The organism is Bradyrhizobium genomosp. III (genome assembly GCF_000261705.1).
Classification (GTDB): domain Bacteria; phylum Pseudomonadota; class Alphaproteobacteria; order Rhizobiales; family Xanthobacteraceae; genus Bradyrhizobium; species Bradyrhizobium ottawaense.
On sequence record NZ_AJQF01000096.1, the window covers coordinates 1 to 9,887 of the forward strand.

Here is a 9,887-nt window from a genome sequence, read left to right on the forward strand (position 1 = left end):
TCGGCCGCGCTCGACCAGGTCGATATCGGCATCGTGCTGCTCGATACCGAGACGCGGGCCGAGTTCATCAACCGCGCGTTTCGCGATTATTTCGCGGTGCCGGACGAGATCGCCGACGGCAGGCCGCCCTTCATCGCCCTGATGTATCACGGCCGCGACACCGGCGCGTTCGAGCTGCCCGAAGACGAGCTCGGCACCTTCATCGCGCAGCGCATGGAGATGGTGCGCATCGGCGATGCCACGCCGATCAACATCGCCTTGCGCACCGGCGAGGTGTTGCGCTTCGTCTGCGCCGCGCTGCCCGACGGCGGACGCATGCTGAGCTACACGCCGGTGACCGACCTCGTCCGCCACACCGACGCGCCCTCACGCGCCGACTACTACCGCTCGCTGCGCGATCCCACGGGCCGCAGGCTGATCCGGCATCTGCGCGCCGCGGAGTGATGCGACTGGCGATTGATCGGCACGCCCGTCATCACGTATGAAGGACGTCCCATCGATCGCAGGAATTCGACATGTCGCTCACCATTCGCGCCGTCACCAGGCAGGACTACGATCAATGGCTGCCGCTGTGGGACGGCTATAACGCCTTCTACGGCCGCTCCGGCCCGACCGCGCTGGCGGGCGAGATCACTGCAATGACGTGGCAGCGTTTCTTCGATGCCTATGAACCGGTGCATGGGTTGGTCGCCGAGAGCGACGGCAAGCTGCTCGGCATGACGAACTACCTGTTTCATCGCAGCACCACCGCGATCGAGCCGTCCTGCTATTTGCAGGACCTGTTCACGCTGGAAGCCGCGCGCGGCAAGGGCGTCGCCTCGGCGCTGATCCACGGCGTGTATGAGCGGGCGAAACTGGCGGGATCGCCACGCGTCTATTGGCAGACGCACGAGACCAATCTCACGGCACAGCGCCTGTACGACAAGGTCGCGGAGCGTTCCGGCTTCATCGTCTATCGCAAGCTGTTCTGATCCCCGCCCGCACCCTGTGGATAACTCCGCCTGTCACCCGCCCGTAACATAGCGGGGCTACGCTGCATTTGCGTCTGATCAGGCCCCCCGTCACCGATCAAGCGCCCCAAGCGGTCCCCGTCAGTCGCCGCGTCTGACAGGGGCCGCATTTTTTTGTCCGCCTTGTCAGCATGGCAGCAGCGCGGCGCGCGCCTTGCTGCTGCGGCGCACGATGGTCACAATGAGTGGCTGCTCTCTCTGACAGGATCTCCCATGGAAATTCGCAATCTCGGCGCCTCCGGCCTTCGCGTGTCCGCGGTCGGGCTCGGCTGCAACAATTTCGGCCAGCGCACGGATCTGGAGACCTCGCGCAAGGTGATCCATCGCGCGCTCGACCTCGGCATCACGCTGTTCGACACGGCCGACATCTATTCGAACATGGGCGGCTCGGAAAACGTGCTCGGCGCCGTGCTGGGCGACCGCCGCAAGGACATCGTGCTGGCGACGAAATATTCAAAGCCGATGGCGGAGGACGGAACCAAGCAGGGCGCCTCGCGCCGCTACATCATGGACGCCGTCGAAGCGAGCCTGAAGCGGGTGAAGACCGATTACATCGATCTCTATCAGCAGCACGACTATGACCCGCTGACGCCGATCGAGGAGAGCCTGCGCGCGCTCGACGATCTCGTCCGCCAGGGCAAGGTCCGCTACATCGGCAATTCCAACTTCCCGGCCTGGCGCGTCGCTGAAGCCGAGTACGTCGCGCGCGCGATGAATGTCAGCCGCTTCGTGTCGTGCCAGGACGAATACAGCCTCCTGGTGCGGGACATCGAAAAGGACCTGCTGCCGGCAGCGCAGGAGTACAAGCTCGGCCTTCTGCCGTTCTTCCCGCTCGCCAGCGGCCTCCTGACCGGCAAGTACCGGAAGGGCGAGGCCGCGCCCGACGACACCCGCTTCGGCAAGGTGGAGCGGCTGCGCGACCGCTACGTCACACCGCGCAACGAGGACATCGTCGAGAAGCTCCAGGCCTTCGCCAAGGCCCGTGGCCACAGCATGCTAGAGCTCGCCTTCTCCTGGCTCGCCGCCCGCCCGCAGGTGTCCAGCGTGATCGCCGGCGCCACCCGCGTCGAGCAGATCGAGCAGAACGTCAAGGCGATCGCCTGGAAGCTCAGCGCGGATGAGATGGCGGAGATCGACAAGATCACGCTGGGCTGACGTTCGAGGCGCGGCGCTACTTCGCGACGGTCTGAATCACCTCAAAGCCTTCGAACTGGGGATGGCCGAGATAGAGCGGCTTGTTGTCGCCTGCCTTGTGGTGCGCGGCCCGAAACGCTTCGGACTTGGTCCAGGCGTCGAACGCGGCATGGTTTGCCCACACGGTGTGCGAGGCAAAGAGCGTGTGGTCCTCGAGCTCGGGGCCGCGCAGCAGATGGAATTCGACGAAGCCCGGCACCTTGTCCAGATGCGTATCGCGGCCGAGCCAGACCTGCTCGAAGGCGGCCTCGGAGCCCTTGACGACACGGAAGCGGTTCATGGCGATGTACATGGGGATGGTTCTCCTGATGCTGCACCATTATCTCGTCATTCCGGGATGCGCCGCAAGGCGCAGGCCCGGAATGACGGGGCGTGGGGTTAGGCGACCAATCCCTTCATCGGCCGTGCTCCCGCACTATCCGGGAACACCGTCTCGGCCAGCACGCGATCGGACAGGCCGAACTGGCCCTGCAGCACGCCCTTGATCACGGAGCGAAGATCGGTGGTCGGCTTGAGATCGCGAGCTTCATACAAGTTCGCGAGCTTGAGGCCCGGCCAGTCGGAGATGACCCGGCCGCCTTTCACGGCGCCGCCGGCGAGCAGCGCGATCGTGCCGGTGCCGTGATCGGTGCCGTCGGTGCCATTGATGCGCGCGGTGCGGCCGAATTCAGTGGCGACGATGACGACGGTGTCGCGCCAGCGCTCCCCCAAACCGCTTTGGAATTCGGCGAGTGCGCCATCGAGCCCGCCGAGCAGGAAGGCGAGACGACCGACCGGGCCGCCTTCATTGGCATGCGTGTCCCAGCCGTCGAAGGCGAGCGCGGCGATGCGCGGGCCATCGTCGGCCGCCATCAGCTTCGCAGCGCCGCGCGCGACCTGGCGCATCTGCACCATCGCATTGCCGGGTTTTGGCTTCATGTCGTCACCGCTCGCGACCTTGTCGAGCTGAAGGCCTTGCGACAAGGCCATCGCCAGCGCGGGATCGCGATGACGGTAGAGATCGACGAGGCGCATCGCGGTGTCGTCATCCGCCTGCGGCAGCGCCACCGGCGCCCAGCCGACGGTCGGCGCGTTTCCGCGCAGCACCAGCGGCGTGGTAGGCCCGACCGCAAGAGCGCTCGATACGCGCTCGCCGCGCGGCAGCGCTTCCAGCGCGCGATTGAGCCAACCGGACTGCACGCGGCCAGGCCCGGCATAACCGCTCTCCAGCACGTCCTGGCCGTCGAAATGCGAGCGGTCGCGATAGGGGGTCGCCACCGCATGGATCACCGCAGCGTGCTTGTCGCGATACATCCGCGCGAATTCCGGCATCGCCGGATGCAGCGCGAAGAAGGAGTCCAGCATGATCGCGGGATGCGCGCCGTCCGCGGCCAGCGCGATCGAACCGTGCAGGCCGGCATAGTCAGGGTCGCCGATCGGCGCGACGGTCGAGAGACCGTCGAGCGCGCCGCGCAGGATCACCACGAGCAGCCGGGGATCGCGCCCATCGGCGGCGCGTGCGAATTTCGGCAGGTAAGCCCAGGCCGCGAAGGAGGCGCCGCCGAGCAGCAGGCCGCGGCGCGAGGTGAGGAGCCGGTTCTCGACGCAGTCGACCATCATCATCTCCTCTGCATTTCCGGCGACATCAAGAGCAGCGCCAGCGCCTGCTGGCGCGACTCCGCGCGCTCGATGGTCCGGCGCGTTTCGATCGAGGCCGCATCCGCCGCCGCGAACTCCAGCAGATCCAGCGGATCGATGTTGGGCCCGAGCCGTGCGCCCATTTGCGCGGCGATATCGAGCCTGAGCTTCATGCCCTCGGGCGCGGCCCATGCGGCGCTGGTATCGGGGAAACCATTGGGGCCGGCCGGCGACCACAGCGGCTGTCCAAGCAGATTGAGATTGTTCAGATAGGCGCCGGGATCTTCCGGGACGCGCGCGAGCAGCCGGCCGCTCGCGACGAGGAAATCGTAAGGGCTGCGCATCTTGGTCAGCGGCGCCGTCCACGCCTCGTCGGAATCGACCAGCCCCGCGGCAAGCGCCTTGAGGTCGCCGTCGGTCTTGACGAAGAGTTCGCGCAGCCGCGCCACCAGGCCCGGCGGCGGATCGTCGGCAACGAAGTGGCGAACGAACTTGGTCGCGATGAAGTTCGCGGTCGACGGATGGCGCGCGATGTCGGCGAGCGCGGCCTCGCCTTGCGCGAGACCCGTCGCCTCGTAGCTCTTGCCGAGCAGCATCTGCGCGCCGGGCTGGTGCGCATTGGTGTTGAACACGAAGGAGCCTGGTGTGCCGAGCTGCCCCTGCCGTCCGGCAAAGGTCCAGCCGGTGATGATGCGCGCGAGCGAGGTGACGTCCTCCTGCGTATAGCCGCCACCGACGCCGAGCGTATGCAGCTCCATGATCTCGCGCGCGAGATTCTCATTGAGCCCGCGCTTGCGATTCTGGCCTGCGCGCGAATCCGGCCCCAGCGATTGCTGGTTGTCGAGGAAGAACAGCATCGCCGGATGCTGCTCGACCGCTTTCAGCATGTCGGCGAAGCGCCCGAGCACGTGCGGCCTGATCGCCTCGCGCTCGAACACGCCGGCCCAGATCCGCGCCAGCTCGCCCTTCGTCGCGGAAATGCAGAAATGGTTGGACCAGAACGCGACGAGACGCTCGGTGAAGCCGCAGGTGGCCAGCGTCGCGCGCTGCAGGCGCGCCAGCGCTTCGGTACGGAAGGTCTTTTGAATCACGTTGAGCGGCTGCGGGGCCGGCTTTGCCGCCGGCGGTGCAGCCGCATTGGGCTGCATCGCGTCCGGCTTTGCCGCATTGTCCGCCGGCTTGGTCTCCGTCATCTGGCCGGCGACCTCCGTTGCTGCCGCATTCAGCGAGAGATTGCGGCGGAGCCCGGGCTTCTGTTCGGTCGGCGCAGGCGACGGCGCCTCGGCGGGCGCGGCCGCCTTCGCCGCTTCGCGCGCCTGCCTGACCTGATCCTGATAGGCGAAGACGGCCTGCCCGAGTTGCTGCGTCGATTGCAGACCGGGCGCCTCCAGCAGCACCCCGCTCGCACGGAGCAGCTCTGCCTTCACGAAACCGCGCGGATCGGAGGCTGCGTTGATGAGATCTCCGGACGCGCCGCCGCGCGCGCCGAAGCCAAAACGGTTGAGCGCGACGAGCGCGGCTTGCGAATCGCGGGCCATCGATTTGTCCTTCGCGTGCCGGGAGCCGCTTTCGGAGTCCGCGCGCGACGCCTAATATACCGCAACGACCGATGAACCCGACATGAAAATCACGGCGAAGCTTCGACGCAAATCATGACAAATCCGAAAGAATCCCCGCCGCCGGAACCGCGCCGCCTCGCCTGCGCGCGCTGCGGCACCGAATTCGGCTGCGACCTCTCGGGCACCTGCTGGTGCGCGGAGGAAACCGCGAAGCTGCCGATGCCGGTCGAAGGCGAGGATTGTTTATGCCGGGAGTGTTTGCGCAAGGCAGCGGCGGAAGCGAGCGCGGCGGCTCGTTAACCGCGAGAGGATCACCGCAGCCTCCCTGTCGTCCCTGCGAACGCAGGGACCCATAACCACAGGGAGAGGTTTGGCGAAGACTGGTCGTCCGATACTTCGACCATCCGCGCTCGAATAGATCACGCGGTATGGATCCCCGTGTTCGCGGGGACGACGTCGGAGAGACGGTACCTTACACCTCATGCCCCGGCGATTTCCGTGCCATGCCGTCGAACGCATCGAGCAGTGTCTCGCGCCAGGCATACACCGGATCGTCCGCCTCGAGCAGCTTGAACGGGCTCACCACGCGCGCCCACTGGAAACCGCCGAACACGATGTAGTCGGCGTAGTTCGGCGCGGCGCCGCCGAGATAGGGCTGCTTCTTCAACGTCTGCCGCATCACTTCCAGCGACTTGCGGAAGGCGACCACGCCGATGTCGCGGCTCGCCATGACCTCTTCCAGGCTCTTGCCGCCAAAGCGCGCCTCGCGCGACTTTCGGAAATAGGCAGCGTCGACCTCGGCGAGATTCTTCGGGATGTCGGCAACGATCAGCGGAAAGATGCCACCGACCACGGCGATGTCGCCGAAGGCGTTGATCATGCGCGCCATGGCGCGGCCGCCCTCGCCGCCGAACAGCGACGGACGGTCCGGGAAATTGTCCTCGAGATAGGTCGCGATCGTCCAGGAGTCGACGACGGGCTTGTCATCGTGCAACAGCACCGGAACCTTCTCCGACCCGTGCGGCGCGAGCGCGCTCTTCTCGGTGAAGCGCCAGGGCAGCGATTCCGCCGCGAGGCCCTTGTGCGCCAGCGCCATCCGTGTGCGCCAGCAATATGGGCTGAAGGGACGCGAGGCGTCGGTGCCGACGAGTTCGAAGAGTCTGAGTGACATGGCTGATCCAGCTGCTGTGATTGGCGATCAGAGTAGCCGTCATGCCGACGAGCGCAAGCAAGCCGTCTTGCCGCCGGTGTCGGGGTGTGACCGGCGACCGGCTGCCTCGCCCGTGCCGGATTTGGCCACGGCTTGTTGAGCCGGCACCGGATTGGACCTAAGCTTGGGCATGTCCAAGATCCGATACAGGAGGCGTTGCAATGACCAGGACCATTCAACGGCGCGATTTTCTCTTGGGCTCGGCGGCACTGGCCGGAGCTGCGGCCGCCAACGCTTTCACCTGCGTCGAGATCGCGAGCGCTGCCCCGATTGCCGTTCCGACCGTCGACAAGCTCTCGATCCGCGTGCTGGTGGATTCGAGTTTCGACCTGTTCTTCCGTCCCAAGCAGATCAACGGGGTCTCCATCACTCCGGCTGCACGCGGCGGTGATTTCCGCAAATCGCTGCACAATGAATGGGGCCTGTCGCTTTGGCTGGAATCCGAGGGCGGCGGCAATCAGCGCACGCTGATGCTCGACTACGGCTACACGCCCGACGTGCTGCTCAACAACATGGCGTTGATCGGCGTCGATCCGGCCAAGCTCAACGCGCTGATCGTGAGCCACGGCCATTACGATCATTTCGGCGGCTTGAACGGCTTCCTCGACAAGTTCCGCGACAGGCTGCCCGCCGACCTCAAGCTCTATGCGGGCGGCGAGGACAATTTCTGCCATCGCGTCACCCCGACGCCGACGCAGGGGCAATTCGCCGATTTCGGCACCCTCGACCGCCGGCAGCTTGCGGCGCAGAATGTCACGACCGTGCTGTGCGAAACGCCGACCGTGATTGCGGATCATGCCTTCACCACCGGCAAGATCACCCGGCGCAGCGGCGAACGCGTACTGCCGAACACGCTCGTCGAGTTCGGCATCAAGGACGGGCTGGGCTGCAATGTCGGCCACTATTTGCCCGCGGAAATGGAGAGCAAGATCGTGCCGGACGAGCACATTCACGAGCACGCCACCTGCTTCAACGTGCGGGATCTCGGTCTCGTCGTGATCTCGTCCTGCGGCCATGTCGGCATCGTCAATTCGGTGAAGCAGGCGCAGGAAGTGTCGGGCGTCCAGAAGGTGCACGCCGTCGTCGGCGGCTTCCATCTCGGCCCGGCGCCCAGGAACTACCTCACGCAGGTCGTGAGCGAGATCAAGGCGCTCAATCCCGACGTCGTGGTGCCCATGCATTGCAGCGGGCTCAACTTCGCACAGGAAGCCAATGCCCAGATGGAGGGCAAGGTGGTGGTGACGACGACAGGCAGCCGTCTCACCTTCGGGCTGTGATGCGGCTCGCCAGCGCCTGGCTGTACGTGATGCTGACGCTCGCCTGCGCGGCAGCGGCGCAGGCACGCTCGGCCGCCGAGACGATGGACATCCTGATGTGGAATCGGGAGCCGGTCGGCGGACCGTTCCAGTTGATCGACCAGACCGGCAAGCCGCGCAGCGAGGGCGACTTCCGCGGGCGGCTGATGCTGGTCTATTTCGGCTTCACCCATTGCCCCGACGTCTGTCCGACCGACCTGATGGCGATCGGACAGGCGCTCGAGCAACTCGGACCGGACGCAGAGGCCGTGCAGCCCGTCTTCATCACGCTCGACCCCGAGCGCGACACGGCCGAGCATCTTGCCGAATATGTGCCGCTGTTTCATCCGCGGCTGCTCGGGCTCACCGGCAGCCCCGAAGCGATCGGAGCAGCGGCAGAGGCCTACAAGGTCTATTTTGCCAGGATTCCGATCGGCAAGGGGGCCAACGACTACACGGTCGACCACACGTCCTTCATTTATCTCATGGACCGCGACGGAAAATATCTCGGCTTCTTTCCCCCGGGCACCTCGGCCGAGCGCATGGTCGAGATCATCCGGCCACGGCTTGCGGTGCCTACGCGATAGCACTCCGGCCAGAGCCGTCGAAAGCGACGCGCTCACCGCCCGTTGGCGCGCAAGAACCTTTCGCCACCTTCCGTCACCGCGATGACGAGGCCAAGGCCTGCAATGGTCTCGCGCGCGACGTAGCCGCGATCGGCGGCGTCCTCCCAGATGGTGAGGCGCGGGCACGAGGTCTTCCAGGTCGCGATCACCTCGGCATAGGCGCGCGGCTCGCGCGCGACCCATTCGACGAAGTCCAGCACCAGCGGATCGGCGTTACTGCTCATTGCAAACCTCCCTTGTCGAAGGCGGCCAGCACTGGCGTGCGCACCATGAGCCAGCCGCCATAGGCGATGTAGTAGCAGGCGATGGTGGTGATCAGCTTGTTCGACCAGGCCACGAACTGCTGGTCGGTCATGGCTTCGAGGATGCGCCGCGCCAGTGTGGTGCCGAGCATCGAGGCAAGGATGGCGACGCCGGCGAGCACGGGATCGAGGCTCGCCGCCTGGTCGATGATGCCGCCGAAATAGACGAGCTTGGTGAAATGGCTGACGAGCTGGCACATCGCCTTGGTCGCGACCTTCTCGCGCCGGCCGAAATCGCCGCCGAGGAAGAAGGTGTCGAGCAGCGGACCCGACACACCGGTCATCAGCATCAAGCCCATGCAGATCGTGCCATAGACGGTGCCCTGCCAGAGACGATCGGGGTCCGGCTTGATGTTCGACGGCAACAGCCGCGCCATGAACGGGGTGATGCCGAGCAGCAGCAGGGCCATCGGCTTGTCCGGCACGTAGCGCGTGATCGACCAGGCCGCGAGCGCGACGGCAGCGCCGACCATATAGTTCGCGACCGGCCGCCAGCGGATATGCGCGCGCCATAGAAACGCGCGCCAGCCGTTCGAGGCCATCTGCGTGATCGCATGCAGCACCATCGCGGTCGGCAGCGGCATCAGTGCCAAGAGCACCCCGATCAGGATCAGCCCGCCCGCCATGCCGAACAGTCCCGACAGGAACGCGGTGGCGACCATCAGCAATCCGAGGGCAGCGATCATGATGGGCGTCACGTGGGGAATCTCCGGTGGTGGGGCCGTTGAGCAGGGCACGCAGGCTGCTTCACTCCCTCGCCCCGTTCCTACGGGGAGAGGGGGGTGAGGGACCGCTTCCGCAGTCACGCTGCCCCGCGGAGACTCCCCCTCACCCGCCGCGCTCTGCGCGTCGGCCTCCCCCCGCAAGCGGGGAGCGGCGAAGGGAACGTGCCTCGCTTGCCCCTTCCGCGCAAACTGAGTTATCTTGGCCTGGCATCAGTTTTCCTGAGGGTCTTGCATAAGGGTCCTGCCTTTGCGGCGTCTGCTGTTTCTCAACGGCATCAAGGCATTCGAGGCGGCGGCGCGGACCGGCAGCTTTGCCGCCGCCGGGCTCGAGCTCAGCGTATCGGCGGCC

General features: G+C 66.0%; 12 protein-coding genes and 1 pseudogene. 7 read left to right on the top strand and 6 right to left on the bottom strand.

The annotated features are described in order from the left end of the window. The 3 genes from IC66_RS0109325 to IC66_RS0109335 form a co-directional block, all read left to right on the top strand. Positions 1–444 (top strand): PAS-domain containing protein (locus IC66_RS0109325; protein WP_038947442.1); only part of this gene is annotated, 444 nt, incomplete at its 5' end. Between the two features lie 71 nt (positions 445–515). Then, positions 516–971 carry a GNAT family N-acetyltransferase gene (locus IC66_RS0109330; protein WP_028140530.1) on the top strand — a complete coding sequence of 152 codons (456 nt, stop codon included), beginning with the start codon at positions 516–518 and terminating at the stop codon, positions 969–971. A 252-nt stretch (positions 972–1,223) separates the two neighbouring features. Next, positions 1,224–2,165, top strand: a complete 942-nt coding sequence (locus IC66_RS0109335) for an aldo/keto reductase (RefSeq protein WP_038947443.1) — start codon at positions 1,224–1,226, stop codon at positions 2,163–2,165. 16 nt (positions 2,166–2,181) lie between these two features. Here IC66_RS0109335 and IC66_RS0109340 read toward each other — a convergent pair whose 3' ends face one another. From IC66_RS0109340 to IC66_RS0109350, 3 genes are all read right to left on the bottom strand, one after another. Then, positions 2,182–2,496, bottom strand: coding sequence for an antibiotic biosynthesis monooxygenase family protein (locus tag IC66_RS0109340; protein ID WP_028140532.1), 315 nt, complete (start codon positions 2,494–2,496; stop codon positions 2,182–2,184). Between the two features lie 86 nt (positions 2,497–2,582). Continuing rightward, on the bottom strand, positions 2,583–3,800 hold the full coding sequence (locus IC66_RS0109345) for a DUF1501 domain-containing protein (RefSeq protein ID WP_049806499.1): 1,218 nt from the start codon (positions 3,798–3,800) through the stop codon (positions 2,583–2,585). Positions 3,801–3,802: 2 nt separating this feature from the next. After that, entirely contained in the window at positions 3,803–5,359 is a 1,557-nt protein-coding gene (locus tag IC66_RS0109350) for a DUF1800 domain-containing protein (protein WP_038947446.1), read from the bottom strand. A gap of 114 nt (positions 5,360–5,473) precedes the next feature. Here IC66_RS0109350 and IC66_RS0109355 point away from each other — a divergent pair, with 114 nt between their 5' ends. Further along, on the top strand, positions 5,474–5,680 hold the full coding sequence (locus IC66_RS0109355; RefSeq protein WP_038947447.1) for a cysteine-rich CWC family protein: 207 nt from the start codon (positions 5,474–5,476) through the stop codon (positions 5,678–5,680). Positions 5,681–5,852: 172 nt separating this feature from the next. On the opposite strand, the gene IC66_RS0109360 is transcribed toward IC66_RS0109355, so the two are convergent. After that, the gene (locus tag IC66_RS0109360) at positions 5,853–6,551 is read right to left on the bottom strand and encodes a glutathione S-transferase family protein (protein WP_028140190.1); all 699 of its coding nucleotides are present in this window, start codon (positions 6,549–6,551) and stop codon (positions 5,853–5,855) included. 200 nt (positions 6,552–6,751) lie between these two features. Here IC66_RS0109360 and IC66_RS0109365 point away from each other — a divergent pair, with 200 nt between their 5' ends. Both IC66_RS0109365 and IC66_RS0109370 read left to right on the top strand, forming a co-directional pair. Beyond that, positions 6,752–7,867, top strand: coding sequence for an MBL fold metallo-hydrolase (locus tag IC66_RS0109365; protein WP_038947448.1), 1,116 nt, complete (start codon positions 6,752–6,754; stop codon positions 7,865–7,867). Between the two features lie 29 nt (positions 7,868–7,896). Further along, complete coding sequence (locus tag IC66_RS0109370) at positions 7,897–8,472, top strand: SCO family protein (RefSeq protein ID WP_244429100.1); 576 nt, start codon at positions 7,897–7,899, stop codon at positions 8,470–8,472. A 32-nt stretch (positions 8,473–8,504) separates the two neighbouring features. Here the strand turns inward: IC66_RS0109370 and IC66_RS0109375 are convergent, their stop codons facing one another. After that, positions 8,505–8,735, bottom strand: a complete 231-nt coding sequence (locus IC66_RS0109375; protein WP_038947450.1) for a hypothetical protein — start codon at positions 8,733–8,735, stop codon at positions 8,505–8,507. Beyond that, on the bottom strand, positions 8,732–9,511 hold the full coding sequence (locus tag IC66_RS0109380) for a sulfite exporter TauE/SafE family protein (protein ID WP_038947451.1): 780 nt from the start codon (positions 9,509–9,511) through the stop codon (positions 8,732–8,734). The genes IC66_RS0109375 and IC66_RS0109380 overlap by 4 nt, the downstream gene beginning before the upstream one ends. Before the next feature lie 274 nt (positions 9,512–9,785). Here IC66_RS0109380 and IC66_RS48220 point away from each other — a divergent pair. After that, a pseudogene (locus tag IC66_RS48220) lies at positions 9,786–9,887 on the top strand (LysR family transcriptional regulator); the annotation flags it as partial.

What these genes read in the sequence shown, in the direction of transcription:
- IC66_RS0109365 (WP_038947448.1), top strand. Translation starts at nt 6,752, where the DNA reads ATGACCAGGACCATTCAACGGCGCGATTTTCTCTTGGGCTCGGCGGCA.
- IC66_RS0109350 (WP_038947446.1), bottom strand. Translation starts at nt 5,359, where the DNA reads ATGGCCCGCGATTCGCAAGCCGCGCTCGTCGCGCTCAACCGTTTTGGC.
- IC66_RS0109335 (WP_038947443.1), top strand. Translation starts at nt 1,224, where the DNA reads ATGGAAATTCGCAATCTCGGCGCCTCCGGCCTTCGCGTGTCCGCGGTC.
- IC66_RS0109330 (WP_028140530.1), top strand. Translation starts at nt 516, where the DNA reads ATGTCGCTCACCATTCGCGCCGTCACCAGGCAGGACTACGATCAATGG.
- IC66_RS0109355 (WP_038947447.1), top strand. Translation starts at nt 5,474, where the DNA reads ATGACAAATCCGAAAGAATCCCCGCCGCCGGAACCGCGCCGCCTCGCC.
- IC66_RS0109375 (WP_038947450.1), bottom strand. Translation starts at nt 8,735, where the DNA reads ATGAGCAGTAACGCCGATCCGCTGGTGCTGGACTTCGTCGAATGGGTC.
- IC66_RS0109370 (WP_244429100.1), top strand. Translation starts at nt 7,897, where the DNA reads ATGCTGACGCTCGCCTGCGCGGCAGCGGCGCAGGCACGCTCGGCCGCC.
- IC66_RS0109340 (WP_028140532.1), bottom strand. Translation starts at nt 2,496, where the DNA reads ATGTACATCGCCATGAACCGCTTCCGTGTCGTCAAGGGCTCCGAGGCC.
- IC66_RS0109360 (WP_028140190.1), bottom strand. Translation starts at nt 6,551, where the DNA reads ATGTCACTCAGACTCTTCGAACTCGTCGGCACCGACGCCTCGCGTCCC.
- IC66_RS0109345 (WP_049806499.1), bottom strand. Translation starts at nt 3,800, where the DNA reads ATGGTCGACTGCGTCGAGAACCGGCTCCTCACCTCGCGCCGCGGCCTG.